The organism is Saccharopolyspora indica (assembly GCF_027853965.1).
Lineage (GTDB): Bacteria > Actinomycetota > Actinomycetes > Mycobacteriales > Pseudonocardiaceae > Saccharopolyspora > Saccharopolyspora indica.
Genome location: NZ_JAQGLB010000001.1, coordinates 235,590 through 261,704 on the forward strand (window position 1 = coordinate 235,590; position 26,115 = coordinate 261,704).

General features: G+C 71.5%; 24 protein-coding genes. 12 read left to right on the forward strand and 12 right to left on the reverse strand.

Annotated features, from left to right (window positions below):
- Nucleotides 1–44: 44 nt before the first annotated feature.
- From OU416_RS01110 to OU416_RS01120, 3 genes are read left to right on the forward strand one after another with little or no spacing between them, the layout of a single operon-like run.
- The gene (locus OU416_RS01110) at nt 45–1,373 is read left to right on the forward strand and encodes an MFS transporter (RefSeq protein ID WP_270924873.1); all 1,329 of its coding nucleotides are present in this window, start codon (nt 45–47) and stop codon (nt 1,371–1,373) included.
- Complete coding sequence (locus OU416_RS01115; RefSeq protein ID WP_270924874.1) at nt 1,370–2,608, forward strand: M20 family metallo-hydrolase; 1,239 nt, start codon at nt 1,370–1,372, stop codon at nt 2,606–2,608. Before OU416_RS01110 ends, OU416_RS01115 begins: the two co-directional genes overlap by 4 nt.
- Nucleotides 2,605–4,053, forward strand: a complete 1,449-nt coding sequence (locus tag OU416_RS01120) for an amidase (RefSeq protein WP_270924875.1) — start codon at nt 2,605–2,607, stop codon at nt 4,051–4,053. The genes OU416_RS01115 and OU416_RS01120 overlap by 4 nt, the downstream gene beginning before the upstream one ends.
- Nucleotides 4,054–4,367: 314 nt before the next feature.
- Here the strand turns inward: OU416_RS01120 and OU416_RS01125 are convergent, their stop codons facing one another.
- Together OU416_RS01125 and OU416_RS01130 are read right to left on the reverse strand one after the other, a co-directional pair.
- A complete protein-coding gene (locus tag OU416_RS01125; RefSeq protein WP_270925392.1) occupies nt 4,368–5,732 on the reverse strand; it encodes an HNH endonuclease signature motif containing protein in 1,365 nt (454 codons plus the stop codon).
- Nucleotides 5,733–5,982: 250 nt separating this feature from the next.
- Complete coding sequence (locus tag OU416_RS01130; RefSeq protein WP_270924876.1) at nt 5,983–6,222, reverse strand: hypothetical protein; 240 nt, start codon at nt 6,220–6,222, stop codon at nt 5,983–5,985.
- A gap of 257 nt (nt 6,223–6,479) precedes the next feature.
- Here OU416_RS01130 and OU416_RS01135 point away from each other — a divergent pair, with 257 nt between their 5' ends.
- Genes OU416_RS01135 through OU416_RS01145 form a run of 3 tightly spaced genes read left to right on the forward strand, consistent with a single transcriptional unit; the run spans nt 6,480 to nt 9,591 of the window.
- On the forward strand, nt 6,480–7,112 hold the full coding sequence (locus tag OU416_RS01135) for a TetR/AcrR family transcriptional regulator (protein ID WP_270924877.1): 633 nt from the start codon (nt 6,480–6,482) through the stop codon (nt 7,110–7,112).
- Entirely contained in the window at nt 7,109–7,999 is an 891-nt protein-coding gene (locus OU416_RS01140; RefSeq protein WP_270924878.1) for an ABC transporter ATP-binding protein, read from the forward strand. The genes OU416_RS01135 and OU416_RS01140 overlap by 4 nt, the downstream gene beginning before the upstream one ends.
- Nucleotides 7,996–9,591 carry an ABC transporter permease gene (locus tag OU416_RS01145; RefSeq protein ID WP_270924879.1) on the forward strand — a complete coding sequence of 532 codons (1,596 nt, stop codon included), beginning with the start codon at nt 7,996–7,998 and terminating at the stop codon, nt 9,589–9,591. Before OU416_RS01140 ends, OU416_RS01145 begins: the two co-directional genes overlap by 4 nt.
- A 10-nt stretch (nt 9,592–9,601) precedes the next feature.
- Here the strand turns inward: OU416_RS01145 and OU416_RS01150 are convergent, their stop codons facing one another.
- The 3 genes from OU416_RS01150 to OU416_RS01160 all read right to left on the reverse strand — a co-directional run bounded on the left by OU416_RS01150 (nt 9,602) and on the right by OU416_RS01160 (nt 13,186).
- Entirely contained in the window at nt 9,602–10,414 is an 813-nt protein-coding gene (locus OU416_RS01150) for an SAM-dependent methyltransferase (RefSeq protein WP_270924880.1), read from the reverse strand.
- Nucleotides 10,415–10,472: 58 nt separating this feature from the next.
- Entirely contained in the window at nt 10,473–11,330 is an 858-nt protein-coding gene (locus OU416_RS01155) for an LLM class F420-dependent oxidoreductase (RefSeq protein ID WP_270924881.1), read from the reverse strand.
- A gap of 77 nt (nt 11,331–11,407) precedes the next feature.
- On the reverse strand, nt 11,408–13,186 hold the full coding sequence (locus tag OU416_RS01160; RefSeq protein WP_270924882.1) for an FUSC family protein: 1,779 nt from the start codon (nt 13,184–13,186) through the stop codon (nt 11,408–11,410).
- Nucleotides 13,187–13,459: 273 nt separating this feature from the next.
- On the opposite strand from OU416_RS01160, the gene OU416_RS01165 reads away from it, so the two are divergent.
- Entirely contained in the window at nt 13,460–14,230 is a 771-nt protein-coding gene (locus OU416_RS01165) for a GolD/DthD family dehydrogenase (RefSeq protein ID WP_270924883.1), read from the forward strand.
- Nucleotides 14,231–14,335: 105 nt separating this feature from the next.
- On the opposite strand, the gene OU416_RS01170 is transcribed toward OU416_RS01165, so the two are convergent.
- Nucleotides 14,336–15,271 (reverse strand): AraC family transcriptional regulator, encoded by a 936-nt coding sequence (locus OU416_RS01170; protein WP_270924884.1) that lies wholly within the window; start codon nt 15,269–15,271, stop codon nt 14,336–14,338.
- 80 nt (nt 15,272–15,351) lie between these two features.
- Here OU416_RS01170 and OU416_RS01175 point away from each other — a divergent pair, with 80 nt between their 5' ends.
- Nucleotides 15,352–16,197, forward strand: a complete 846-nt coding sequence (locus OU416_RS01175) for an NAD(P)H-binding protein (RefSeq protein WP_270924885.1) — start codon at nt 15,352–15,354, stop codon at nt 16,195–16,197.
- Between the two features lie 69 nt (nt 16,198–16,266).
- On the opposite strand, the gene OU416_RS01180 is transcribed toward OU416_RS01175, so the two are convergent.
- Nucleotides 16,267–17,238, reverse strand: coding sequence for a cutinase family protein (locus OU416_RS01180; RefSeq protein WP_270924886.1), 972 nt, complete (start codon nt 17,236–17,238; stop codon nt 16,267–16,269).
- A gap of 128 nt (nt 17,239–17,366) precedes the next feature.
- Complete coding sequence (locus OU416_RS01185; RefSeq protein WP_270924887.1) at nt 17,367–18,224, reverse strand: alpha/beta hydrolase; 858 nt, start codon at nt 18,222–18,224, stop codon at nt 17,367–17,369.
- A 171-nt stretch (nt 18,225–18,395) separates the two neighbouring features.
- Between OU416_RS01185 and OU416_RS01190 the strand changes: the two genes are divergently transcribed.
- The gene (locus OU416_RS01190) at nt 18,396–18,875 is read left to right on the forward strand and encodes an allene oxide cyclase barrel-like domain-containing protein (RefSeq protein WP_270924888.1); all 480 of its coding nucleotides are present in this window, start codon (nt 18,396–18,398) and stop codon (nt 18,873–18,875) included.
- Between the two features lie 17 nt (nt 18,876–18,892).
- Here OU416_RS01190 and OU416_RS01195 read toward each other — a convergent pair whose 3' ends face one another.
- Both OU416_RS01195 and OU416_RS01200 read right to left on the reverse strand, forming a co-directional pair.
- Nucleotides 18,893–19,843, reverse strand: coding sequence for a DMT family transporter (locus tag OU416_RS01195; protein WP_270924889.1), 951 nt, complete (start codon nt 19,841–19,843; stop codon nt 18,893–18,895).
- A 115-nt stretch (nt 19,844–19,958) separates the two neighbouring features.
- Nucleotides 19,959–20,381, reverse strand: coding sequence for a nuclear transport factor 2 family protein (locus OU416_RS01200; protein ID WP_270924890.1), 423 nt, complete (start codon nt 20,379–20,381; stop codon nt 19,959–19,961).
- Between the two features lie 79 nt (nt 20,382–20,460).
- Here OU416_RS01200 and OU416_RS01205 point away from each other — a divergent pair, with 79 nt between their 5' ends.
- Nucleotides 20,461–21,030: a PadR family transcriptional regulator gene (locus OU416_RS01205; protein ID WP_270924891.1), complete on the forward strand. Its 570-nt coding sequence runs from the start codon at nt 20,461–20,463 to the stop codon at nt 21,028–21,030.
- Nucleotides 21,017–21,850 (forward strand): SGNH/GDSL hydrolase family protein, encoded by an 834-nt coding sequence (locus tag OU416_RS01210; protein WP_270924892.1) that lies wholly within the window; start codon nt 21,017–21,019, stop codon nt 21,848–21,850. Before OU416_RS01205 ends, OU416_RS01210 begins: the two co-directional genes overlap by 14 nt.
- 20 nt (nt 21,851–21,870) lie before the next feature.
- On the opposite strand, the gene OU416_RS01215 is transcribed toward OU416_RS01210, so the two are convergent.
- Nucleotides 21,871–24,174: a transketolase-like TK C-terminal-containing protein gene (locus OU416_RS01215; protein WP_372907273.1), complete on the reverse strand. Its 2,304-nt coding sequence runs from the start codon at nt 24,172–24,174 to the stop codon at nt 21,871–21,873.
- Between the two features lie 37 nt (nt 24,175–24,211).
- Here OU416_RS01215 and OU416_RS01220 point away from each other — a divergent pair, with 37 nt between their 5' ends.
- Nucleotides 24,212–24,778: a helix-turn-helix domain-containing protein gene (locus OU416_RS01220; RefSeq protein WP_270924893.1), complete on the forward strand. Its 567-nt coding sequence runs from the start codon at nt 24,212–24,214 to the stop codon at nt 24,776–24,778.
- A 9-nt stretch (nt 24,779–24,787) separates the two neighbouring features.
- Here the strand turns inward: OU416_RS01220 and OU416_RS01225 are convergent, their stop codons facing one another.
- Nucleotides 24,788–25,954, reverse strand: a complete 1,167-nt coding sequence (locus tag OU416_RS01225) for an LLM class flavin-dependent oxidoreductase (RefSeq protein WP_270924894.1) — start codon at nt 25,952–25,954, stop codon at nt 24,788–24,790.
- Nucleotides 25,955–26,115: the final 161 nt, after the last annotated feature.

Here is a 26,115-nt window from a genome sequence, read left to right on the forward strand (position 1 = left end):
CCTGCGACGCCTTCGTCGCCCCACCTCTCGTTGGGAGCAGCCAGTTGAGGACGAGCGAGCACGGCACCCGCGGCAGAGCCCCGACCCGCCCCACGGGCGTCCAGAAGCGCGTTCTCGCGGGTGGCAGCGTCGGGCAGTTCATCGAGTTCTACGACTTCACCCTCTACGGCCTGTCCGCCGTCACCCTCGCCGCGCTGTTCTTCCCCGGCGAGAGCCAGCTGGCGAGCATGCTGTCCACCTTCGCCACCTTCGGCGTCGCCTTCTTCGTCCGGCCCCTCGGCGGGCTCTTCTTCGGTGCGCTCGGCGACCGCATCGGGCGCCGCAAGGTCCTCTACACCACGCTGCTGACCATCGGTGGCGCGACCACGCTGATCGGCCTGCTGCCCACCTACACCACGATCGGCGCCGCAGCGCCCGCGCTCCTGGTGCTGTGCCGACTCGCGCAGGGCTTCTCCGCGGGCGGTGAGTCCGTCGGCGCCCCGGCGTTCGTGTTCGAGCACGCACCGCTGGACCGGCGCGGCTTCTGGCTCTGCATCACGATCTCGGCGACGGCACTGCCCTCCGTGGTCGGCGGCACCCTGATCTTCGTGCTCTCGAACGTCCTGAGCCCCGAGGACTTCCTGTCCTACGGGTGGCGCATCCCGTTCCTGCTGGCGCTGCCGCTGGCCTTCATCGGCCTGTGGATCCGCAGCCGGACCGAGGAGAGCCCCGCGTTCCAGCAGGTGCTCCGGAAGGCCGAGCACCGCGAGCACTCCCCGGTGCGGGAAGCCTTCCGCGAGAACAAGGTCCGCATGCTGCAGGTCATCTTCGTGATGGGCCTGACCGCGCTGGGCTTCTACTTCCTCAGCGGCTACTTCGTGTCCTACCTCCAGGAGACCGGCCTCAGCCGCGAGGCGTCCCTGGTGACCAACGCGGTCGCGATGCTGCTCTACGCCCTGCTGCTGCCCGTCGGCGGCATCATCGGAGACCGCTTCGGGCGCAAACCCATGCTGATCGCGGGCTCGCTGGCGCTCGCAGTGCTGGCCGTGCCGTCCTTCAGCCTGGTCACCAGCGGATCCCTAGGTCTCGCACTGCTCGGGCAAGCCCTGTTCGTGCTGTGCCTGATCACCTACGGCGGCGGCTGCTACGCGTTCTTCGTCGAGATCTTCACGACCCGGACGCGGTTCACCTCCGCCGCGGTGAGCTACAACGTCGCCTACGCGGTGTTCGGCGGCACGGCACCGTTCGTCGGCACCTACCTGGTCGGCAGCACCGGGTGGGAATCCTCGCCCGGCTGGTACATGGCCGCTGCCGCGTTGATCGTTCTCGTCCTGCTGGTCACCACCCGGGTGCCCGAGACCCGGCAGCGCGTCGATGCGGAGGTCGCCCGATGAACGCCGAAGCCTTCCTGACCGATTTCCACCAGGTGGCCGCGATCGGCGCCACCCCGGCCGGCGGCGTCGAGCGCCAGGCCGCCACCCCTGAGGACAAGCAGCTGCGGGACTGGTTCACCGCGTTCGCCGCAGAACGGGGCTGGCCGGTCCGGATCGACTCCATCGGCAACCTGTTCGCGCTCGTCGAGTGGCGGCCAGGCGCCGACTACGTCCTGGTCGGATCGCACCTGGACAGCCAGCCGCTCGGCGGCCGGTTCGACGGCGCCTACGGCGTCATCGCGGCCCTGCACGCGGCCGACCGGCTCGCCGCGCGGGTCGCGCAGGGCGAGCCGCCGAAGTACAACCTCGCCGTCGTCGACTGGTTCAACGAGGAGGGCAGCCGGTTCGCGCCATCGATCATGGGCAGCTCGGTCTTCGCCGGGCTGATGGACGAGCAGGAGATGCTGCAGGTCACCGATCCCGACGGCGTCACCGTCGCCGAAGCGCTGGACGCCATCGGCTACCGCGGCACCGATGAGCGGCCGAAACCGGCGGCCTACGCCGAGATCCACATCGAGCAGGGACCCGTGCTCGAACGCGAGGGCATCGCGCTCGGCGCGGTGGACCGCAGCTGGTACACCCAGAAGCTGGACGTGGAGGTGCTGGGCGAGCAGTCGCACACCGGCGCGACCGCGATGGCCGACCGCCGGGACGCCCTCGTCGCCGCGTCCAAGGTCGTGGTGCTCGTCCACGACGTGACCGACGACTTCGAACCGGAGTCGATCGTCTCCTCGGTCGGCTACCTGACGCTCGAACCGAACTCGCCGATCGTGGTGCCCCGCCGCGTCCACCTCGTCGCCGACATCCGGGCCAACGCGCCGGAGATCGTCCAGCAGGCCCGCGCGCTGCTGCTGGAGCGGATCGCGGTGGTGGCCCGCGAGCACGACCTGACCATCGACGTCCGGGACTTCGACGTCCGCCCGGTCCAGCACTTCCCGGAACAGGGCCTGGAGATCGCTGAGAAGGTGGCCGCCGACCTCGGGACCGGCATCCGGCGGATCAACACCATGGCCGGGCACGACTCGGTCGCCATGAACCGCATCGTGCCGGCGCTGATGCTGTTCATCCCCTCCATCGACGGCGTGAGCCACTGCGAGCGCGAGTTCACCAGCGACGACCAGATGGCCACCGGGGTCGACGCGCTCACCGAGGCGACCTGGGAACTGCTCAACGGCGAACTGGAGGCCGAGCGGTGACAGACCTCGTCCACCTCGACGCCATCGCCGCGCTGCGGGCCTTCCGCAGCCTGGAGCTCTCCCCGGTGGAACTCCTCGATGCCCTGGCCGACCGGACTGAGCGGGTCAACGGCGACCGGAAGACTGGCGTCAACGCCTTCACCGAGACCCTGTTCGAGGAGGCGCGCGCCGAAGCCGAACGAGCGGCTTCGGCCTACCTCCGCGCGGCCCGCACCCGGGAACCCACCGCGCCGCTGCTCGGGATCCCGGTGGCCACCAAGGAGAAGCACGCGCTCGCCGGTCGGCGGCTCGAGCAGGGATTGGTCGCGCACGCGGGACGCGTAGCCGAGGCGGACCACCCCGTCGTCGAGCGCATCCAGCGCGCGGGCGGGATCGTGCACGCGCGCACGACCACACCGGAGTTCAGCTGCGCCACGGTGACGCACAGCGCGATGTGGGGCGTGACCCGCAACCCGTGGAACCTCGACGCCACTCCGGGCGGATCCTCCGGCGGCGCGGGTGCCGCACTGGCCGCGGGCATGACGACGCTGGCGACCGCATCCGACATCGCCGGCTCGACGCGCGTGCCCGCGGCGTTCACCGGCACCGTCGGCTACAAGGCCCCTTACGGCCGGATACCAGGCCTCCCGCCGCTCAGCGCCGACTGGTACCGAGGGGATGGACCGATGGGGCGCACGGTGGCCGACACCGCGCTGCTCGCTTCGGTCATGTCGGGACGGCATCCCGCCGACCACACCTCGTGGGGGCCGGAGGGCGCGCCGATCGTGCTGCCGGAAGATCCGGTGGCCGCGCTGCGCGGTGTCCGCATCGGGTTCTCCCCGGACCTGGGTGCTTTTCCGGTCGACCCCGAGGTCGAGTCGGCCACCGCGGACGTCGTCGCACGGCTGGAGCGTGCCGGTGCCGTCGTCGTGCCGGTCGAACTGCCGTGGACGGGTGAGCAGGTGGTGCGCACGATCTTCGCCCACTTCGGTCAGATCCTGGCTCCGGCCATGGTGCGGGAATCCGGTGCGGTGGCGGAGCTGGCGCCGTACGCCCAGCGCTTCATCGCCGATGCCCGCCGAGCCGCTGAACGAGACGACCTCGTCGAGTCCCTCGTTCTCGATGCCGCCATGCAGGGCGAACTGGCCACCGCGATGGTCGACGTGGACGTGCTGCTCTGCCCGACCAACGCGGTCACGGCCTTGACGGCCGACGGCGACTACCTCGACGGAATCGACATCGGCGGAGACCACCGGAAGCACTACTGGGAAGCGCACCTGACCAGCCCGTTCAACGTCGCGAACCGATGCCCGTTGCTGGCGGTGCCCAGCGGCACGGCCAGCAACGGTGTCCCGACCGGTGTCCAGGTCGTGGGCCACCCGCACGACGAGCAGGCGGTGTTCCGGGTAGGCGCGGGCATAGAAGCCCTCGTGCCCCGGGAGCCTTGGCCGGACCCCATCGGCTGACCACTGCCACGACTGGACTTCGCCCGCGGCAGAAGCGATTTCGCATGAGATCGGCGATGTCGCCGGTGGGGGCGAGTGGCTGCTTTCAGCCGGAATCGCGGTCGCCCGGCACCGCGAGGTGGGATGAGTCGGACACGTGGCCGGACCCGTGGGAGCGCGTGACTCACCTGTCGAACCCAACTCGTACCGACCCGCGGGCTACCGAGGTGCCGATGGGCAGGTAGGGGAAGCCCACCCGACCGAACCGTTCAGAGAATCGCGCTGATCGGTTTGGTCGGGTGGGCGTGCGGGGGCGGCCGCCCGGGGTGGGCGGCTCAGGTGACGTGTGTTGCCTCCTCCGCCTGGCGTGGTCGCGGGATGAGCTGGTGGAGGAGGGCGTTGTGTTCGGTGCCGGTGGGCCGGCCGCCGGGTCTGGGTTTCCGAGCGGAGTCCACTGTGGTGGGTGGGGTGAACACGGGGCGGTCGTTCTCGATGGCGATCGCCCAGTGCTGGGTGTGGACGGTTCGGTGGTGGTGGCCGCAGAGCATGACGAGGTTGTTCAGCTCGGTCGCGCCGCCGTCGAGCCAGGACTGGACGTGGTGTGCTTCGGGAGTGCCGGGCGGGCGGTCGCAGGCGGGGAACGCGCACGTGCCGTCGCGCAGGAGCAGTGCGGCGCGCAGGTGGGGCGGCGCGGTGCGCTCGGCACGGCCCACGTCGAGGGGGAGTCCGTCGCTGTTGAGGACGACGGGGAGGATTTCGGCGTCGCAGGCGAAACGCCGGACGGTGGCGGCCGTGATCGGCTGCCCGGTGGCGGTCAGCGTGCCCGGCAGAACACCGCGACCGGTGTCCTGGAGCGTGCGGGTGAGGGTGTTGAAGTCGATGGTGATGGTGATGTGCGGGCGCTGACCGCCGGAGCGGGGCAGCTGGTCGGAGGCCAGGGCGATGTCCAGCAGGGCGTCGAAGGCGTCGGCGTTGCGCTGGCCGGGGCTGCGGAAGTCCGGTTGACCGTCCTCGGCGGGCAGGGGTGCGGCCAGCGGCTGGAGCGCGGCGCGGAACTTCGCGCCGGCCTCGCGGGAGAGCCGGGCGTTGATCACCGTCATCCCGTCGGCGTCGGTCCTGTAGTGCAGCTCCCGCAGGACGTGCTGCACCTGTTCGGTGCGGAAGGCGTTGTCCTCGTCGAAGTAGTAGCGGATCCGCTCGGCCAGTGTGGCCAGGTCGTGCGGACTGTGGTTCCGGGCGTGCTCGGTGAGCACTGCCTCGGCCTGGCCCACCTCGGCCGGGGTGCAGACCGGTGCCATGCGGCGCACGCCGTTGATGATGGTCCGCGCGTGGTCGACCGTGATCGCACCGGCGGTGATGGCCTCGGCGACGGCGGGCAGTTCCGCGGGAACCTGCTCCCCGGTGGCCGTGGTGCGTTCGGTGGCCGTCCGGGCCACCATGACCCGGCTCTTGGCCTCTCCGGCGGCGATGTTGAGCTTCTCCCGCACCCAGGTCTCGGTCTTGCGCGCGCCCTGCGCTGAGGGGATGCCCCGCTGCTCGGCTTCAGCGATGGCCCGCAGCTGAATTGCCACCGCGGCCCGCATGAGAGCCTCGGTATCGGCGATCACAGCCATCAGCTCGGCATCCGAGCACACCGGGATGGTCGACTGTGGACTCTCACCGTCCACACCCGACCCCGCCACCAACGCCATGACGTCCATGAGATCCACGATGCCAGCGTCGAACGCCTGTTTCACCACACGAACAGGTGTAAACCAAGGCCGGTGATCGGTAGCGCATGGGTCCTAGCCTGCCCCTGTGGCGTTCGCCCGTCCCCGGATTCCCAAGCCCTCGAAATCCCCGGAAGACCTGATTTCCATTCAAGTCGCGGGTCCCTTTCAAGGGAGGGGGCTCCGGGCGACGGCTGCTTTCGCAGCTGCACCGGAGAGCCGCGCCCCTGCTTCGGGCGGGCTAGGCGGTGGGGGAGTGCGTCGCGGGATCCTGCTGGCGCGCAACGGGTTCGGGTGACGTCCGGGTGTTCGGCCGGAGCATCTGCAGGACGACCAGCGCGCGAGCGGCTCGTTTGTCGCGCGCGATGATCGCTGTGGCGCCCGCGAGGACGGTGAGCACCGCCGTCGGTGCGAAGCGGAGGACGAGCAGGACCACGGCGACGGAAACGGGCGCGCCAACGATGCAGGTCAGGGCGGACATCACGCGTTCTCCCTCGGTCGGGCGCAGGGGCGCGCCGACGGCGCGTCCCAGCACCTGCTGAAGAGGAACGCCTGCACCTCCACGGCCAACCGGTCCCCCGTTTCCGGTCACCGAGTCAGGGACAGACGATCTCGGACATCGCCAGTGTGCCACCGCCCGCGCAGGCCGGGTACGTCCGATCGGCTGCATCGGAAGCGTACCGACTACACGCTTGTGCAGTGAACTGTCCGTGCGTACAGTCGGAGGTGGAGGTGCTCATGACCGAACCCGAAGACCTCACCGCTCGTGCGCGGATCCGGGATGCCGCCCTGCGGCACTTCGGCGAGCACGGCTTCGACCGGGCGACGATCCGCGGGATCGCCGAGACGGCCGGGGTGTCGTCGGGCCTGGTGCGCCACCACTTCGGTTCCAAGGAAGCGCTGCGCGACGCGTGCGACGCCCACCTGGCCAAAGCGCTCGGCAAGATCAACGACCAGGTCAGGGCCGACAGCGGCCCGGGCGAGGTCAACTACGTCGCGGTCGCCGGAGCGGTCTTCGGGCCCTACCGCGGCTACGTCCTGCGCGCCCTGACCGAGGGCCGCGCGGCGCCGGTGTTCGACGAGCTGGTGCGGCTCGGGGCGCAGTGGCTGGCCGAAGCCGACGAAAAGCGTTCCGACGCACCGGAAGTGTCGCGCAAGGCCAGGGCGACCGTGGGCGCGGCGATGGCGCTGTCCGTCTCAGTGCTCCACGAGCACGTGTCGCGGGGGCTCGGCGTCGACGTGTTCAGCCCGGAGGGCGCCGACCTGCTGGCACGGGCCCTGCTCGACATCTACTCCCACCCCTACCTCAGCCCGGAGGAAGCGGCCGAGTTGCGAGACCGCTTGCCGCAGGGCGGAAAGAGTTCCGGATGACGGCTCCCATAGAGATCCGCGGACTGGTCAAGACGTTCGGCCGCACCACCGCGCTGGACGGCCTCGAGCTCACCGTGAACGCCGGCGAGGTGCACGGGTTCCTCGGGCCGAACGGTGCGGGGAAGAGCACCACGCTCCGCATCCTGCTCGGCCTGCTGCGCGCGGACGCGGGCACCGCCAGGCTGTTGGGCGGCGATCCGTGGCGCGATGCGACAGAACTGCACTCCAGGCTGGCGTACGTGCCCGGGGACGTGACGCTCTGGCCGGGATTGTCCGGCGGTGAGGTCATCGACCTCCTGATGCGGGAGCGCGGCCCGGCCGCACGCGCGCGGCGGGCGGAGCTGATCGAACGTTTCGACCTGGATCCGCGGACCAAGGCCCGCGCCTACTCCAAGGGCAACCGGCAGAAGGTGGCGCTGATCGCCGCGTTCGCCTCCGGCGCCGAACTGCTCGTCCTCGACGAACCCACCTCAGGCCTGGACCCGTTGGTGGAGCAGGTCTTCCGGGACCTCGTGCGCGAACAGCGCGGCGTCCGGACGGTTCTGCTGTCCAGTCACGTGCTGACCGAGGTCGAGGACCTGTGCGACCGGGTGACCATCGTCCGCGCCGGGCACACGGCCGGCACCGGAAGCCTCGCGGAGCTCAGGCACCTGGCCCGCACCTGCGTCGAAGCCGAGATTCCCGGACCGCCCGACGGGCTCGCCGAGCTGCCAGGAGTGCACGACCTGCGCGCCGACGGCGATGTCGTGCGATTCGAGGTCGACACCGCGGCTCTCGGCCCGGCGCTGCGCCAGCTCGACGCGCTCGGCGTCCGCCGCCTGGTCAGCCGACCACCGACCCTGGAGCAGCTGTTCCTGCGCCACTACGAGAAGGCCGGGCAGCGATGAGCGCCGGGACGGCGAGCCTGGTGCGGTTGGCGCTGCGGCGCGAGCGCACCATCGCGCCGTGGTGGATCGCGCTGCTCATCGCGCTGGCCCTGGTACTGGTCTCCTACATCGAGCGGGCCATGCCAACCCCGGAGCTGATGGCCGAATACGTCGAGCTGATCAACCGCAACAACTTCTTCCGGGCGCTGGGCGGCGGATTCGTCATCTCCGACCTCGGCTACCTCGCGGCCTGGCGCAGCGGCGGGTTCCTCTACCTGTTCAGCGCGTTCGCCGCCGTGTTCGTGGTCGTCCGGCACACCCGCGCCGACGAGGACGCCGGGCGCATCGAGCTGCTGCGCGCGGGTGCGATCGGCCGCCGTGCCCCGCTGACCGCAGCGCTGCTGGTGGCGGGCGGGACCAGCCTCGCCGGTGGCGCGGCCACCGCGATCGCACTGATCGCCATCGGGATGGACCCGGCCGGATCGCTCGTCTACGGCGCGGCGGTCAGCGGGGCCGGAGTGCTGTTCGGCGCCATCGCAGCGGTGTTCGCCCAGCTCAGCCGGATGGCCCGCACCGCGCGAGCGCTGAGCTTGCTCGTGCTCGGAGTCGCCTACATCCTGCGCTACGCCGGTGATGCGTCCGGGCTGTACTGGATGAAGTGGGCGTCGCCGCTCGGCTGGATCCACGCGGTGCAGCCGTACTGGACCAACCGCTGGTGGGCGCTCGTGCTTCCGCTCGGGGTGAGCGCTGTCCTGGCAGCCATGGCGTACCGCCTGGTCGACCGCCGAGACCTCGGTGCCGGGTTGCTCCCGGAGGGCCGCGGGGCTGCGGCCGCACCCGGCCTGCGCGGACCGATCAGCCTGGCGTGGCGGCTTCACCGCGGTTTGCTGCTCAGGTGGGCCGTCGCGGTGGCCGTTTTCGCGGTCGGCGCCGGTGGTTTCAGCACGATGATGGACCAGTGGAAGCAGGCCCCCGGAACCACGACGGACAACCTGCTGCGCGGCTTCGGCGGCAGTCCTGGAGCCGATCTCGCCTCCTTCGGGCTGTGGGCCATGATCCTGATCTTCGCGCACGTCATCGCGCTGTACCCGGTGCTCGTGGTGCAGCGGATGCGCGCCGAGGAGCGCTCCGGCCGCGCGGAGCTCGTGCAGTCCACGCCGCTGACCCGAATCCGTTGGGCCGCAGGGCATCTGGTGGTGCTGAGCCTCGGTTCGGCGGTGCTGCTCGCGATCGCGGGTGGGGTGTTCGGCGTGTCCTTCGCCTTCTTCGTCGGCGATCCCGCGACCGACATCCCGCGCGTGTTCGCCGGAACGCTGGGCACCCTCCCGGCCGTCTGGCTGGTCGGCGCGATCTGCGTGCTCGCTCACGGCGCGGTGCCGCGGGCTTCCGCGGCGATCGGCTGGGCGGTCTGGGCAGCGGTGGCGGTGCTGGGGCGTGTCGCCGGTCCGCTGTACGGCGGTTGGGGTGGAACGCCCTTCGAACCCTTCCACCACATCCCGAACACGGTCGCCGGGGCCCCCTTCGACCCGGTACCAGCACTGATCATGCTAGTGCTGTCGGCGCTGCTGATCGCCACCGGCCTGTTCGCCCTGCGCCGCCGCGACTTCGGTTGAGCCGCGCCCCTCAGCGCAGTTCGCCGACGGCTCCGTAGCCGTTGGCCGGGCTTTCGCCGGTGTCCGACGGCCAGTGGTTGATCGGCGCGAGCCCGGGCTCGACCAGTTCGCAGCCGTCGAGGAGCGCGGCGATCTCGTCGCGGCTGCGCACCACCAGCGGCGTCGGCGTGCTGCGGTAGACGTCCTGACCTCGGTGGGCCTCGCTCTTGGTCATGGTGGTCATCGACGCGTGCGACAGGGCCACGAAGCTGCCCGGCGGGCAGGCGTCGCAGTAGGTGCGCAGGATCCGGTCGGGTTCGTCGGAATCGGGCACGAAGTGCAGGATGGCCACGGCCAGCACCGCCACCGGCCGGGAGAGGTCGAGCAGCCCGGCCACGCCCGGCGCGGCCAGGACCTCCGCCGGTCGGCGGATGTCGGCCTGGGTGACGCTGACGTCGGGCTCGTCGACCAGCAGCGCGCGGGCGTGCGCGACCGCGACGGATTCGTGGTCGACGTAGGCGATCCGGGCGCGCGGGTCGTGCTGGTGGGCGATCTCGTGGACGTTGCCGACGGTGGGAACTCCCGATCCCAGGTCGAGGAACTGGTCGATGCCCCGCTCGCACAGGTATCGCACCACCCGGCCGAGGAACTCCCGGTTCATCCGCGCGAACCGGCCGATCTCCGGGGTGACCGCCAGCGCCCGCTCGGCCGCCTCGCGATCGACGGCGAAGTTCGCCGCCCCGCCGAGGTAGTAGTCGTACATCCGCGCCACGTTGGGCACCGAGGTGTCCACCCGGGCTCCGGTGGTGCCGGGTATCGGGTCGTCGCGGTCGGGTCGGTCCATCGTCGGCCTCCAGCTGCCGGGTGTGCGACACCCTAGCGTTCGCGGGCCCGGTGGTGGCTCAGTTCGCCGCCGCGAGGCCGATCCGGTCGGCCAGCCGGGTGATGTAGGAGGTGACGACTTCGGCCGGCGCGTCCGGCAGCCCGAACAGGACCTCGGTCACGCCGCAGGCCGCCCACCCGGTCAACGTGTCCGGGTCGGGTTTGCCCGCCAGCGCGATGACTTCGGGTTCGCCGTCCCGGCCCGCTTCCTTCCAGAGCTCCCGCAGGCGGCGCACCCGGTCCTCGACGTCGCGTTCGCGCGGCGTGGTGATCCAGCCGTCCGCGTGCTGCACCGCCCAGGCGAAGTTGCGCTCGGTGCCGCCCGCGCCGAGCAGCACCGGGATGTGCCCCGCCCGCACGGGTTTGGGCCAGGCCCAGCTCGGGCCGAAGCTGACGAACTCGCCGCCGTAGCTCGCTTCCTCCTGCGTCCACAGCGCCCGCATGGCGCCGAGGTACTCGCGCAGCGCGGTCTTGCGCCTGCCGCCCGGGATTCCGTGATCGGCCAGTTCGTCGGTGTTCCAGCCGAATCCGGTGCCCAGTGCGACGCGCCCGCCGGAGAGGTGGTCGAGCGTCGCGATCGTCTTGGCCAGCGTGATGGGATCGTGCTCGGTGGGCAGGGCGACGGCGGTGGACAGCGTGATCCGGTGCGTCACCGAAGCCGCGGTCGCCAGCGCGACCCACGGGTCGAGGGTGCGCTGGTAGCGGTCGTCGGGCAGTTCCTCGGTGCCCGTGCCCGGGTGCGCGGCGTCCCGCCGCACGGGGATGTGGGTGTGCTCGGGGACGGCGAACGAGTGGAACCCCGCCTCTTCCGCGGCCCGCGCGGCTTCGGCGGGCGAGATGCCGCGATCGCTGGTGAACAGCACGACGCCGTATCGCACCGGCATTCCTCCGATCCCTGCTCGGTTTCCGGACCACGATTAGAACACGTTTCACTTCGTGGCGGAACGGCTGGACGTCAGCGGTCGGGGAGCGTGGCCAGCAGCTGGGCTTCGGTGGTCCGGACCTGGTCGGCCAGACCGGCCAAGATCGACTCCAGCCCGGTGGGGGATTCGTCGTCGGCCGGTGCGGGAACTTCCAGCGCGTCGAGTGCGGCTTTGAGCCGTTCGACGTCGGTGCTTCGGCCGAGAGCGGCGGTGGTGCCGAGCATCGAGAGGTCGCGCAGCGCGGCCCGGAAGCGGTCGAGTTCGGCGAGCTGGTCGTCGTCGAGCTTCTCGCGGTCGGGGGTGAGCTCGACGCGGGCTCGCGCCGCTTCCCGGTGCAGGACGAGCGTTTCGGTGTCGTGGCCCGGCTCGGTCATCGCCCGCAGCGCCCGCGCGGTCGTCGTGCGCGCGGCGACGATCCGGTGCCGCAGCGGTTCTGGGCGCAGGCCGGGGACCACGGCGAAGCCGACGAGGACGCCGATGAGCGCTGCGGTGAGCGTCAGCACCGCGTACTCGACCAGGGTGTGGACCGGATCGGTGTGCCGCAGTGAAGTGTTGAAGCCGACGGTCACGACCACCATGAACGTGTAGGCCAGCGAGGGCCGGGACATCATGTTCCACAGCGCGATGACGAGCGCCGTCAGCGCGACCACGGGCAGGTGGGGCGCGGGCACCACCAGGATGATCACGACGGCCAGCGCCGCGCCCGCGACCAGCCCGACGACGCGCGGACGCGCCTTGATCAGCGTCTCGCGCCAGCTCGCCTGCAGGATGCCGAACGTGGTCATCAGCGCGGTCGCCACCAGCGGATCACCGGCGGGCAGGTACGAGGTGATCACCAGGATCAGCAGGAGCCCGAAGGCCGTGCGCACCGCGTGCCGGACCTGGATCGAGCGCAGCCGCACGCTCGGCCGCAGAACGGACGTCCGCAGCCGGTCGGGCAGCGCCACCCGGGAGGTGTCCCGCTCGGTGATGGCCCGTTCGACGGCGTCGAGGGCCGCCGAGGCCTCGGAGCCGAACTCGACCGCTGCGGCACCGGCCTCGACCTGCGGTGCGGGACCGGGCTTCTTGGCGCGCAGCAGCTCGGCGAGCTCGTGGGCGCGGGTGCGCAGCGCGACCAGTTCCTCGTCCGAGGCTTCCACCTGTCCCGCGCGCTGGACCGCCTCGGCCGAGTGCAGGGCCAGGCGGTAGCGGGATGCGGCGCCGAGCGCGATGCCGAGCCAGCGGCGGCGGCCGTCGGCCAGCCACGTGTCGAAGGCCGTCGTCAGGGCGGGAGCCTCGGCGTCGAGGACGTCGGCGATCTTCTCCCGGGTCGCCTTGGACGGATCGCCGATCCCGAGCAGGACGCGCAGCACGACGGCGATCACCACCCCGGTCACCGCGGCGACGACGACCTGCCAGGGGCCGGCAGGCCCGATCAGCGCCATGCCGTAGGCGAACAGCGCGACCATGCCCAGCCCGAGGCCGACGGTGACGAAGCGCGGTCCGCGCAGCGGCAGCAGCGCCGCGACGAACACGATCAGCACGATCACGGCGATCGCGGCGGGCCGGGAGATCTCACCGAGCAGCCGCGGCACGATCGCCGCGAACAGCAGCAGCGGGCTCAGCGCGGCAGCCAGGCGGAGATCGGCGCGCAGCGGTCCGCCGAGGAAGGCGATGAGCGAGTACATGGCGACGAACCCGCCCACGACGGAGGCCGAGCCGGCGCCCACCGCGTAGCCGATGAGGAACGTCGGTGCCAGCACCACCGCGAACAGGACGAGCAGCAGCGGGCTCCCCTTCGCCGGGGTCGACGTGCCGTTGGTGGTGCTCATCTGCCTCCTCGCTCCGAACAGCGGTGTGCGGTCCGGAGGATCATGACGGCTCTCCCACCCGCGCACCACCGCACCGGTCTCGTGCTCGAACCCGGTGCACACCGTCAGCGGGTGGCTCGCGCCCGGTCTCGTCGAGCACGGAGACGTCTGAGCCGCAGTGCACCGCGCCGACCAGCTTCGCCGGGTGCGCGGCGGCCACCCGAGCGGTCCACCCGCGGCACCGCGTTCGGTAGGTTCTGCTCCAACTGGAGCAACGGTGTGAGGAGAACGCCAATGACGATGGAACCCGCCGACGTGGACCTGGACTTCGGGCTCGCGGACAAGGTCGCGGTCATCACGGGAGGGGCATCGGGCATCGGCGGTGCGATCGCGGCTGCCTACGCCGCGAAGGGTGCCCGGGTTGCCATCCTCGACCTGCAGGAAGAGGCGGCACGGGCCCAGGCCGACCGGATCGGCGGCGGCGCGCGGGGATTCGCCTGCGACGTCTCCGACGCGGCCTCGGTCGAGGCGGCGGTGGCAGCCGTGATCGACGCTTGCGAGCGCGTCGACGTGCTGGTCAACAGCGCGGGCGTGGCGCTGCTGGCGCCTGCCGAAGACCTGGGCCGGCAGGCCTGGGACAAGACGATGGCGGTCAACCTGACCGGCACGTTCCAGGTCTCGCAGGCGGTGGGCAAGCACATGCTCGCGGCGGGACGGGGGCGGATCATCAACCTCGCCTCCCAGGCCGGGAGCGTCGCGCTGGACCAGCACGCCGCCTACTGCGCGTCCAAGTTCGGCGTGATCGGCCTGACCAAGGTGCTGGCCACGGAGTGGGCCGGTCGCGGGGTCACGGTCAACTCGATCTCGCCCACGGTGGTGCTCACCGAGCTCGGCCGCAAGGCGTGGGAGGGGCCCAAGGGCGATGCGCTGAAGGCGGTCATCCCCACCGGCCGCTTCGCGCTCCCCGAGGAGATCGCGGCCACCGCGGTCTTCCTGGCCTCCGACGCCTCGGCGATGATCAACGGGGCCGATCTGCTGGTCGACGGCGGCTACACGGCGCGCTGACTCCCGGACCGGGCCACCGCCCGCGATGGCCCGGTTTCCGCCGGTTCCGCCCAGGACCGGCCGATTCGGCTGCGGGAGGCGAGGGCGGCGGCTGCCGGTGCGGCGTTACCCGCTCCGCTGCTCGGTCTCCCGTTTCCGGTGGTCGCTGGGCCGTGCGCCGCGCAGCCGCTTGAACGCCACGCTCAGCGCGAAAGCGTTGGAATAGCCCACTTTCCGCGCGATCACGTCCACCGTGCGGTCGGTCTTGCGCAGCAGGTCGGCGGCCAGCGCGATCCGCCAGTTCGTCAGGTAGGTCATCGGCGGTTCACCGATCAGCGCGGTGAACCGCCGGGCCAGCGCCGCCCGCGACACCCCCACCTTCGCCGCCAGCTCCGCCACGGTCCACGGGTGGGCGGGCGCGTCGTGCAGCAGCCGCAGCGCGGTGCCCACCACCGGATCGTCCATGGCGCGGCACCAGGCCGGCGCACCGGCGTCCGGATCGTCGAACCAGCTGCGCAGCGCGGAGACCAGCATCAGGTCCATGAGCCGGTCCAGCACGAGCTGTTGTCCGGGCCGGTCCCGGGTGATCTCCTCGGCGACCTGCTCCGGGGACGGGAAGGGGCGCTCCTGGGCAGGCACCACCAGCACCGCGGGCAGTGCCTGGAGCAGCTGCGCGCTGAGCTCTCCCTGGCGCTCGAATGCCCCGCTGAGCAGCACGGCGGCCCCGGCCGCCGGTGTTCCGCAGGTCCGGGCGGCCGCGCGCTCGCCGCCCCCGGTCGCCGAGCAGTAGTCGGCCTCGGTCACCACCGCCGACGGGCTGGTCGCCGGATCGTCGGCCACCGAGTAGGGCACGTCACCGCGGATCACGGCGATGTCGCCCGCTTCGATGCGCACCGGTTCGCGCTGGTCGGGGACGATCCACGCGGGACTGTTCAGCATCGTGGCCAGCGTCAGCGAGGCACCGCTGGACATCCGCAGCGCCCACGGCGGCCGGACGATCGCCTGCCGGAAGACGGCGCCGCGCGCCCGCACGTCCGCCAACAGCTCTGACACGGCGTCCATGCCCACAGCGTAGACGCACGAACATCGAGCGGAGCTCATCAGCCATGGATCGTCTCGATTCCCGCTGATTGGCTGGAGTCATGTCTGAAAAGCCGATTCTCGTCACCGGCGCGACCGGCAAGTCCGGCCGCCGGGTGGTCCGCCGGCTGCGCGCCGCGGGGCTGCCGGTTCGCGCGGCGTCCCGCGGCGGCGAGCACACCTTCGACTGGGCCGACAGCCGGACCTGGGATCCGGCCTTGGAGGGAGTCCGCGCCGCCTACCTCGTGCAGGTGGACGGCACGCGGTTCGTCCGCCCGTTCGTCGAGCGAGCGGTGCGGCACGGGGTGCAGCGGCTCGTGCTGGCCTCCGGTCGCGGCATCGACGACCCGGATTACGCCAACGACCCGGGCGGCGTTCGCGACGCCCTGCTCGACAGCGAGGCCGCCGTGCGGGAGAGCGGTCTGGAGTGGACGATCAGCCGGCCGGGCTGGTTCGCGCAGAACTTCAGCGAGGGCTTCTTCGCCGAGGCGATCGCCGCCGGTGAGCTGCGGTTGCCCGGTGGTGACGGGGCGGTCAGCTTCGTCGACGCCGAGGACATCGCGGCGGTCGTGGTCGCGGCGCTGACCGGGGCGGGCCACTCCGGCCAGATCTACGAGCTGTCCGGGCCCGAGCCGGTGACGTTGGCGGAGGCGGTCGCCGCGATCTCCGCCGCGGCCGGCCGCGAGATCCGCTACGTGCCGCTGTCCGTCGAGGACTTCGTCGCGGAACTGGTCGCTCAGGGGCTCCCGGCCTCGGAGGCAGCGGGATTCGCCGACGTCCTCGAACCGCTCCGCAACGGCACCGACTCCTACGTCTCCGACGGCGTGCAGCGAGCTCTCGGCCGCGCCCCGCGCACCTTCGCCGAATTCGCCGAGTCCACGGCCGCTGCGGGCGGATGGTCGGTCTGAGAATGCTGTCGGCATACATCAGGAGGGACACCCGCAGGCCGGGGAAGCCCCGACAAGCTCTGACCGCTGTCAGTACCCGGCGCCTGCTTCCTGCAGGGCCTTCCAGAATCCGTGCACGATCTGGTCACCGGGAAGTCCGAACGAGTTCAGCACCTCCGCCCAGGCCAGGGCATCGCCGGACTCCGTCAGACCGTCCATCACGCGCTGGTAGACCGCGTTGTCGTTGAGGATCTCCCGGGGCATCGGCGACGGGAACGCGGGCGGCCCCCAGGCGATCGGCGCGGCGGGCGGGAGCAGCAGGTCACCGGCGTCGGCGAAATCGGCGGGCCGGGCCCAGAAGTTCTGGCCCGGTGAGCCGTAGGCGCCGTGCGCGGTGGGGAGGCGTTGCAGCTGGCCGCTGAACGCCTGCGCGTTGGAGATGGGGTTCGCGGCGTGGCAGACCACGTCGTCCTCCCGGCAGATGCTCGCCACTTTGATGTCGCCGAACTCGCGCGGGCCGGGCGTGTGCATGCCCGGCCCGTCCGGCGCGACCGACATGATGCCGCCGGAGGGGCCCTGCACCGCGGTGTTCGTGACGTGGCGCCGCGGATCGGCGATCAGCACGGCGTTGACCAGCTGGTCCGGGACCTCGTCCCGCGCGGCCAGCAGCTCGGCGGCGTCACCGGAGATGAGCGCGCCGAAGGAGTAGCCGACGAGGGTGATCCGCGAACCCGGGCAGGCGCGGTGGAAGTCCCCGACCTTCCGCTCCAGCGCCGGGGCCGCCACCCGCCGCGTGTTGTCCAGGCTGTGCGGGTGCACGCCCGGGACGATCCCGTCGTCGTACCGGAACTTCTCGGCACGGGCTCCGGGCGGCACGGTCGTCCCGGCGTCGTCCCAGGTCCGGCCGGTCAACCCGCGCCCCCGGCCGTCGGTGAGGACGTACAGGTCGCTGCACCCGGCCGATTCCGGTGGAGCTGCGGAGGCGATCTCGACACCGCTCAACCCGGCGGCGACCAGCGCGGCACCGGACAGCGCCAGGCACGTCTTCTTCGCGAATCGCATGCGGCACCTCATCCATTCGCGCGGGCGCGCGATCCGGGAACGAGCACGGCGTGAGCATGCTCGCCCGGTGGTGATCGCGAGTCAACGCCAGATCGCCGGATTGGCTTGTTCCCGCCGCGGCGGGAACTTCAGCCGGCCAGGTGCGCGTCGAGCCAGGCGGTGATCTCGTCGAGCACCTGGTCCCGCTCCGGCTCGTTGTGCGATTCGTGGTGCAGGCCCTCGTGGATCCGGAACGTGAGGTCGGTGGATCCGGCGCGGTCGCGCACCAGCTCGCTGGCGGACGGCGGCATCAGCCGGTCGGCGCCGCCGTGCAGGACCAGCAGCGGCATGGTCAGCGACGGCAGGCGCTGCGGCATGTCCTCGGCGGTCCGCATGATCTCGACCGCGGTCCGCGCCCGCATCTTCCCGTTGTGGTTGAGCGGATCGGTGCGGAAGTCCCGCACCACCGCGGGATCGCGGCTGATGGTGTCGGCGTCGATGGTGCGCACGCCGAGGTCGGGCAGCAGCTTCGACAGCAGCGGCGCGACGATCCGCTCCACAGTGGACACCGGTCCGGCGTCGAGCGCGGGCGCCGAGATCACCGCGCCGCGGATCCGCTCCAGCGGCGTTCCGGTGAGGTACTGCAGCGAGATCAGCCCGCCCATGCTGTGCCCGTAGACGAACACCGGTGCGCCGCTGTGCCGGTCGGCGGCCAGCCGGGCCAGCAGGCCGACCCCGGAGACGGCGGCGGCCATGCCGCCGATGTTGCCGCGAGTGCCCGGCGACCGGCCGTGCCCGGGGTGGTCCAGCGCGTGGACGGCGTAGCCCGCCGCGTTGAGCCGCGCCGCGACGTGCCGGTAGCGGCCGCTGTGCTCGTGCAGCCCGTGCACCAGCACGACGACTCCGACCGGCTGCTCGACGGTCCAGCTCTGCCAGTACTGCCCCGAAGGCAGCCTTCCCTCGGAGTGGGCCGCGGCGGGCACCGCGCGGTCGTGCGCCTCGGTCATCGAACACCTTCCGCCTGATCGTGGGACTTCCCGCGCAAGCTTCGTCCGGTGATCGCTCCACGGCAACTCATCGTGCTGCTCAGCACGTCCTTGACTTCGTGCGCGCTCGAAGTTTCACGATCGGCTCCGGACCGCCGTGGACCGCACGGCGCCTAGCAGGAAGGCGAATCATTGTCCGCGAAGAAGGTTTTCGCCGTCGGCGGCGGCCTCGCCGTGATCGGACTGCTCGCACTGGCTCCCGGCTCGGTGCCCGCACCGCCCGCGGCGGCGTCCCCGGCCGCGGCGCAGGTGATCGAGCTCGACGTGGGCAACGACCAGTTCGTGCTCACCGACGTCGGCGAGCACGGGCTGAGCCTCGGCGACGAGTACGTGTTCTCCGACGTGCTGTACCGGAACGGGCAGCGGGTCGGCTACGACGGCGGCTCCTGCCAGGTGACGCACGTGGACGGCGAGCGGATCACCACCAACTGCACGCTGTCGCTCCAGCTGCCGGACGGCCAGCTCACCGCCCAGGCGGTGTGGGTCCGCGGTACCGACGGGCCGATGGCCGTCACCGGAGGTACGGGCGCCTACCGCAACGCCCGCGGTGAACTGCACGTCACCGACGTGCAGACGCCGAACGAGAAGTACCGGATCGTGATCACGCTCTGACTCGGTGAACCAGCCGGTCAGAGCTGGTGGCCGGCGCGGGCTGCGCTCCCGCGCCGGCCACCGGTGGTCGCACGCCGCCGCTGGATGATCCAGTTCAAGCGCCCGTGCGCCGCCATGATCCCGAGCACGACCAGCGCCGCGCCGACCGGCTGGTTCCAGGTGAGGGGCTCGCCCAGCAGCACGACCCCGAGGAGCACACCCACGACAGGTGAGAGGTAGGTGACCGCGGCGGCGTTGGCCGCGCCCCAGGCGGCGACGACGTTGTTGTTCCACACGTAGGCCAGCCCGGTGCCGAAGACGCCGAGGACGACCATGCTGATGACGACCGCGCCGCTGAGCCGGTCGACGGGCTCAGCGGCCACCCAGGGCGCCCCGACCACCATGATCACGGCTCCGATGAGGACCTGGACGAAGGCGAGCGCGGGGGCGGAGTGACCGCGGCCGGAGACGAAGCGGCGCAGGTAGGCGAATGCGAGGCCGTAGCAGGCGGTGGCGCCCAGGCAGGCCAGCTGGGGGAGGAGGTCGTAGTGCTCGCCCAGTCCGCGCCAGGGGCCGATGATCGCCACCACGCCCGCGAACCCCAGCAGCAGCCCGCAGGTGCGGTCCCGGTTCATCCGCTCGCCCGCCAGCATCGCGGCGGCGAAGAGCATCGCGACCAGCGGTGTGGTGGCGTTGAAGATGCTCGCCAGACCCGACGAGATCCGCTGCTCCGCCCAGGCGAACAGCGTGAACGGCACCACGCACAGCAGCATCGCGACCACCGCGAGGTGGCCCCACACGCGCGGGTCCCGCGGCACCGGCCGGCGGGCGACCAGCACGACCGCGCCCAGGGCCAGCGCGCCGAAGACCATCCGGGCCAGCACCACCTGCGCCGGGGACAGGTCCTCCAGACCGATCTTGATGAGCAGGAAGCTCGATCCCCACGCCACGGCCAGCAGGACGAACTGGACCACGACTCCCGCGAACATGCCGACTCCTCACGACGGGCACCCGCCACCAGCCAACCCCCGGAACGCTCGGCGAGCTGGCGGAATCCGGCCATCGCACTGGTCGGGGAGCGAAGCGGTCCGACCGGTCGGCTGATCAGCTTCCGCCGGCGACCAGACCCTCTGCGACGAGCCCGGCCTGCACCGCCTCGCCGAGCGCCGCGACCGCGCTCATCGGCCGGACCATCACGGTGAACTCCTCGATCAGGCCGTCGTCGTCGAGCTGGATCAGGTCGATGCCGTGGATCTGCTTGCTGCCGACCACTGCGCGGAAGATCAGCTGGTGCGTGTCGGCGGGCGCGCCCGCCGCAGTCTCCGCCGTGCCGTGCAGCTCGCCGACGTACCGGAACTCGTCGAACACCCGCAGGAGAACTCCGAAGACGCCGAGGACCGCGGTGCGGCCCTCGAACGGGGTGAACTTGACGGGGCTGAAGAACCTGGGTTCGGGGGCGAACAGCGGCTCCAGCCCCTCGGCGTCGCGCTGCTCGACTGCGGTGCGGAAGCGGTCGACGGTGTCCATCCGATCTCCTTGGTCAAGGATATGATTAGTCTTATTGTTGACTATAGTGAGATGCGCACCCGGCCCGGGAGGAAGTGACATGGCGTTGCGGCATGCGGTGCTCGCTGCGTTGCTGGACGGCGAGCTCAGCGGGTACCAGCTGGCCAAGGCCTTCGACGCGGGCATGGCGAACTTCTGGCACGCGTTGCCGCAGCAGCTCTACTCGGAGCTGGCGAAACTGGAGAGGGAGGGGCTGGTCGCGGGCCGCGAGGTGGTGCAGGAAACCCGGCCGAACAAGCGGTTGTTCACCGTCACCGAAGCGGGGTTCGCCGAGCTGCACCGGTTCGCCGGGGCGCCGTCCAAGCCCTCGTTCATCCGCGACGACCTCATGGTGAAGGTCGCGGCCGCGGACTCGATCGAAGCCGCCGAGCTGATCGGCCAGCTCGAAGAACGCGCGGCGATCGCCACCGCGAAGATCGAGCTCTTCGAAGCGCTCCTGCGCAAGATGCGCGGTGAGCTCGACGAAGCGGAGTTCCTGGCTCGCGGCGGGCGGATCGGTCCGTACCTGACGTGCTTGCGGGGACGGCAGTTCGAGCAGGGGAACCTGGACTGGTGCATTCGCGCCGCATCCGTCCTGCGGGCCAGGGAGGGCGCTGATGTTCAGCGGTGACCGCGACTGGGAAGCGCGCGGTCCCCTGCGATTCGTAGCGCTCGGCGACAGCCAGACCGAAGGCCTCGACGACGGTGACGACGTGGTGGGCTACCGCGGCTGGGCGGATCGCCTCGCCGAGCGCATCGCGACGGCGAACCCGCAACTGCAGTACGCGAACCTCGCGGTGCGCGGCAGGCTGGCCCACGAGGTGCGCGCGGAGCAACTGGCCCCGGCGCTCGCGCTGGCGCCCGACCTGGTCACCGTCATGGCCGGGGTGAACGACCTGATCCGCCCGAGATTCGACGCCGCGGCCGTGGGCGACCACATCGAGCACGTGCTCGGCGAACTCGCGGCCACGGGCGCCGCGGTCGTCACGTTCACCTACCCGGACCCCGGTCTGCGGCTGCTGGCCGGGCGCCTGCTCACCGCGCGGACCTGCGACCTCAACGACCGGATCCGCACCGCGGCGCACCGCTGCGGTGCCATCGTCGTCGACCTCTCCGCTCACGCCGTCACCTCGGATCCCCGGCTGTGGAGCGGCGATCGGTTGCACCTCAACGCTCTCGGGCACGCTCGGCTGGCCGGAGCCGTGAGTCACGCGCTGGAAATCCCGGGCAGCAGCGCGGACTGGAGCGCCCCCCTCCCCGCGCGGCAGCCGCTGTCCGCGCAGCACCGAGTCGCCGAGGAACTCCGGTGGGTGGCCGGTTTCGTCGGTCCCTGGATCGTGCGCCGAGTGCTCGGCCGGTCTTCGGGAGACGGCCGCAGCGCGAAGCGCCCGACGCTCGGACCTGTGCGCGCGGGCCCACCCGCGGCCGGAGCGGCGAACGCCGAACCCTGAACGAGAGCCGGAAGTTCTGGTCAGGCGGTCAGGTCGAGGGCGGCCCGGATGATGGTGTCGGTGTCCAGGCCGTGGTGGCGGTAGACGTCGTCGAGCGAGCCGGACTGGCCGAAGGACGTCACCCCGAGAGCCGTGGTGCGGACCTGGTTGATGGTGGCCAGGAAGGACAGCGCGTGCGGGTGGCCGTCGAGGACGGTGACCAGCGGTGCGGCCCGGTGCGCGGGGAAGAGCTGGTCGAGGATCCAGGATTCGGCGGTTTCCCGGCCCTGGCGAGCTCGGACGGCGCGGTGGAGCAGGTCGGGGCTGGTCACGCAGATGACGTCGGCGGGGACGCCGAGCTGGTCGAGCCGGGCTGCCGCGGCGAGGGCTTCGGGGACGACGCCGCCCATCGCGGCGATCGCGACCGCGGGGCGCTCGACGCGCCGGAGCGGGTAACCACCGGCCACCACCTGGCGCCTGCGGCGTTCGCGGGCCGCGGCGTCGTCCGGGACGGCCGCGAGGCCCTGATCGACCGGCCGGGTGGACAGCCGGAGGTAGGCCGAACCGCCGTCGGGCCTGCCGAGGCGGCTCAGCGCGGCCAGCAGTGTCCACTCGGTGTCGATGGCGAAGGCCGGTTCGTAGCTGGTGCACCCGGGCTGTTCGAGCCCGATCGACGGCGTCTTGATCGACTGGTGCGCCCCGCCCTCCGGCGCGAGCGAGACACCGGAGGGCGTGCCGACCAGGATGGACTGACCACCGGCGTAGATGCCGTAGGACCACGGTTCCAGCGCGCGTTCGACGAACGGGTCGTAGACCACCCCGATCGGCAGCAGCGGCCGTCCCCAGCGGCTCCACGTCGCGCCGAGCTCGCCGAGCAGCCCGGCCAGGTTGACCTCGGCGATGCCCAGCTCGATGTGCCTGCCGGTCGGGTGCTCCTGCCAGTGCAGGATGGTCTCCCCGTCGTCGGCGAACCAGTTCGTGCGCTCCACCGGCGACCAGACGCCGACCTTGTTGACCCAGGCACCGAGGTTCGTCGTGGAGCTGACGTCCGGGCTGACGGTGACGACGCGCTGGGCGACGTCCGGTGCCTGCCGGGTGAGGTCGAGCAGCACGCGGCCCAGCGCGGCCTGCGTGGTGGCGGTGCCGGTGGGCGTCCGGCCGAAGTCGGCCGGGACCGCGGGCGGCCGGGCCTGCGGCGGCTCCGGCCGGTGCAGTCGCCGCGCGGCCGCGGTGCAGAGCTCGTGCGCGGCGCTGCCCGCGGGGAGCGGCCGCCACGGGTCGTCGAGATCGGTGCCGAGCGCTTCGGCGAGTTCGCGCATCTGCTCGTCGTTGAGCAGCGAGGAGTGGTTCTGCGGATGTCCCCGGGTGGGCAGGCCGTGGCCCTTGACGGTGTAGGCGAACAGCACCGTCGGGCGGGTGTCGTCGATCGCCGCGAACGCCTCGTCGAGAGCGCCGAGGTCGTGTCCGCCGAGGTTGCCGAACGCCTCGACGAGCTCGGCATCGTCCACTGCGGTGAGGAAGTCGGCGACGGCGCCGGAATCCGGCCCGCCACCGGGCAGCCTGCGCCGCAGCTCGGCCGCGTCGCAGCGCAGCAGCCGCTGGTACTCGGGGTTGCTCATCGCGTCGATGCGGGCGCGCAGGTGCACGCCGCCGGGCCGGTCGAGCAGTTCCTCGAGCCGCTGCCCGTACTTGAGGGTGATGACCTGCCAGCCGGCCGCGGTGAACATGCCCTGCAGCTTCCCGGCGGCGATGTGGGGCACCACGCGGTCCAGCGACTGCCGGTTGAGGTCGACGATCCAGACGAGCTCGCCGAGCTCGGCGGTCACCGGGTCCAGCACCGCTTCCCAGACGGCTCCTTCGTCGAGCTCGGCGTCACCGATGAGCGAGTACTGGCGGCCGGTGCCGCCGTCGACGCACCGGCGCGCGATGGCGCCCCAGACCGGCGCGGTGGCGCCGATGCCGACCGAACCGGTGGAGTAGTCGACGGGATCGGGGTCCTTGGTGCGGCTCGGGTAGCTCTGCAGCCCGCCGAACTCCCGCAGCCGCGGCAGGTAGGAGGCGTCGAGCCTGCCCAGCAGGTGGTTGATGGCGTGCAGCACCGGCGAGGCGTGCGGTTTCACCGACACCCGGTCCTGCGGTCGCAGGTGGCGGAACCACAGCGAGGTCATGATCGACACCATCGACGCCGAGGACGCCTGGTGCCCGCCGACCTTGAGCCCGGTGGGATTGGGCCGCACCCGGTTGGCGTGGTGGATCATCGCGGTGGACAACCACAGCACGCGGTCGGCGACCTCGCGCAGGGCGTCGTGGTCGGTGCGGTGCGGATCGGTCACCGGGCTCGCCATGGGATTCCCTCCGTGCTGGATCGATTACAGTGGCGTCGTGGGGAGAACGGCTTCGGACGACTGGGGCGACTCGGTCGGTGCGCGGGTCAGGGAGCTGCGCCGCGGGCGCGGGCTCACCTTGAAGAAACTAGGCGAGCACGCCGGGCTCTCGCACGCGTTCTTGAGCCAGTTCGAGCGCGGCCTGACCACCGCCAGCGTGAACACGCTGCAACGCATCGCGGTCGCGCTGGGCACCACGGTGTCGGCTCTGCTGGCCACCCGCACCGAGCAGGAGATCGGCGTGCTGCGCGCGGGCGAGGGCGTCGCGGTGCCGCGGGCGGACGTGCCGGACGGCACCACGGTGCGCTCGCTGAGCCGCGCCGACTGGCCGGTGCAGCCGATCGAGTACACCGGTGGTCCGGTGGAGTTCGGCGACTACTTCGAGCACGTCGGGCACGAGATGCTGTACGTGGTGTCCGGGCGCATCGAGCTGGACTTCGCCGGTGGCAGGCGCGAGGAGCTCGGTCCCGCCGACGTGGCGACCTACCCGGGCAGCACGCCGCACCGGTGGCGGGTGCTCGGCGAGGAGCAGGTCCGGGTGCTGGTGATGGTCACCGACCGCTGAGCGCCGGGTTCAGCGCAGCAGCGGCACGACCTGCTCGCGGAAGCGCTGCATCTGCTCCTCGGCCATCGCGTAGGTGTGGCCGGGGAAGTGCGGGAAGACCACCAGGTGCTCCAGGCCGAGCGAGTCCTTGTGGTGCTGCACGGTTTCGGCGACCTCCTCCGGGGTGCCGACCGCCCACATCTTCTGCTCCGTCGACTGCTGGAGCGTCGGCACCAGCCCGGGTGCGGCGGGTTTGCCGTCCTCGCCCCGGTAGCCGCGGCTCCAGCCGAACGGGGCCAGCAGGTTCCAGAACTCGTCGTGGCCGGCACCGCCGATGCGCCAGGCGGTCTCGTGGTCGTCGGCGATGTGCACCGGCAGCACCAGGATCCGCTTGGCGCCGCTGGAGAGCGCGACGTCGTGGTGCTGCTGGTACAGCTCGGCGTAGCGCTCCCACTGGTCGCGGACGAACCCGTGGTACTGGTTCCACCAGACGCAGCCGTGGCCGACCTCGGCGGCGTAGCCGAGGGTGGGCGGGCTGGTGACGGCCTGCCAGATCTCCACCTCGTGCAGCGGCCCGGGCAGCAGCGTCAGGGTGTCCACCGAACCGTCCGGGCCGTGCGTGCCCGCGGGCGGCAGTTCGAAGAACTCGCCCTTGTAGGAGAAGGTCTCGTTGCCGAGCGCGGTGCGCACGACCTCCATGTACTCGGCGAACACCTTGCGGTTGTGCGCGTCGACCTCGTCGCGCTTGGCCCCCGATTCCAGGTAGCCCATGTCGGCCTGGTGCATGCCGAGGCTGCGAAGTTCGCGGGGGACGGTGCCGCGTCCGACGCCGAGCACCGCGCGGCCACCGGAGAGGTTGAGCAGCGTGCTGAAGTCCTCGGCCAGCCGCAGCGGGTGCCACTGGGGGACGATGTTGAACATCGCGCCGACCTGGATGCGCCGGGTCTTGGCGACCAGGTGGGACTGCAGCATCAGCGAGTTGGGCACGATCTCGTAGCCCTCGTGCTGGAAGTGGTGCTCGGCCAGCCAGTAGCTGTCGAAACCCAGCTCCTCGGCGCGCACGCCGAGGTCGACCAGGTGCTGGGTCGCCTGCCACACCTGCTGGCGGGTCGCGCGGCGCTGCCCGGCGGGCAGCGGGTTCCCGGCCAGCACGTCGGGCATCTCGACCGAGCCGAAGAAGAACACCCCGTAGCGCAAGGCGACCTCCAAAATGTAAGTGACATCAACATTTGTTGGCCCAGTGTCGCGCATATCCGTGCCGAGTCAAGCGCGGATTCCCGTTCTTGACTTGCTGGAACCGCAGGTGCACGATCGGTCCGAATGTTGGCTGCATCAACATTTCGTCACCGATCACGCGC

Bases quoted from the DNA above. Each gene is read 5' to 3' on its own strand.
- OU416_RS01145 (WP_270924879.1), top strand. From the start codon at position 7,996: ATGAGCGCCGGGACGGCGAGCCTGGTGCGGTTGGCGCTGCGGCGCGAG.
- OU416_RS01125 (WP_270925392.1), bottom strand. From the start codon at position 5,732: ATGGACGTCATGGCGTTGGTGGCGGGGTCGGGTGTGGACGGTGAGAGT.
- OU416_RS01180 (WP_270924886.1), bottom strand. From the start codon at position 17,238: ATGCGATTCGCGAAGAAGACGTGCCTGGCGCTGTCCGGTGCCGCGCTG.
- OU416_RS01160 (WP_270924882.1), bottom strand. From the start codon at position 13,186: ATGAGCACCACCAACGGCACGTCGACCCCGGCGAAGGGGAGCCCGCTG.
- OU416_RS01165 (WP_270924883.1), top strand. From the start codon at position 13,460: ATGACGATGGAACCCGCCGACGTGGACCTGGACTTCGGGCTCGCGGAC.
- OU416_RS01215 (WP_372907273.1), bottom strand. From the start codon at position 24,174: ATGGCGAGCCCGGTGACCGATCCGCACCGCACCGACCACGACGCCCTG.
- OU416_RS01140 (WP_270924878.1), top strand. From the start codon at position 7,109: ATGACGGCTCCCATAGAGATCCGCGGACTGGTCAAGACGTTCGGCCGC.
- OU416_RS01195 (WP_270924889.1), bottom strand. From the start codon at position 19,843: ATGTTCGCGGGAGTCGTGGTCCAGTTCGTCCTGCTGGCCGTGGCGTGG.
- OU416_RS01170 (WP_270924884.1), bottom strand. From the start codon at position 15,271: ATGGACGCCGTGTCAGAGCTGTTGGCGGACGTGCGGGCGCGCGGCGCC.
- OU416_RS01135 (WP_270924877.1), top strand. From the start codon at position 6,480: ATGACCGAACCCGAAGACCTCACCGCTCGTGCGCGGATCCGGGATGCC.
- OU416_RS01185 (WP_270924887.1), bottom strand. From the start codon at position 18,224: ATGACCGAGGCGCACGACCGCGCGGTGCCCGCCGCGGCCCACTCCGAG.
- OU416_RS01130 (WP_270924876.1), bottom strand. From the start codon at position 6,222: ATGTCCGCCCTGACCTGCATCGTTGGCGCGCCCGTTTCCGTCGCCGTG.
- OU416_RS01115 (WP_270924874.1), top strand. From the start codon at position 1,370: ATGAACGCCGAAGCCTTCCTGACCGATTTCCACCAGGTGGCCGCGATC.
- OU416_RS01175 (WP_270924885.1), top strand. From the start codon at position 15,352: ATGTCTGAAAAGCCGATTCTCGTCACCGGCGCGACCGGCAAGTCCGGC.
- OU416_RS01210 (WP_270924892.1), top strand. From the start codon at position 21,017: ATGTTCAGCGGTGACCGCGACTGGGAAGCGCGCGGTCCCCTGCGATTC.
- OU416_RS01200 (WP_270924890.1), bottom strand. From the start codon at position 20,381: ATGGACACCGTCGACCGCTTCCGCACCGCAGTCGAGCAGCGCGACGCC.
- OU416_RS01150 (WP_270924880.1), bottom strand. From the start codon at position 10,414: ATGGACCGACCCGACCGCGACGACCCGATACCCGGCACCACCGGAGCC.
- OU416_RS01205 (WP_270924891.1), top strand. From the start codon at position 20,461: ATGGCGTTGCGGCATGCGGTGCTCGCTGCGTTGCTGGACGGCGAGCTC.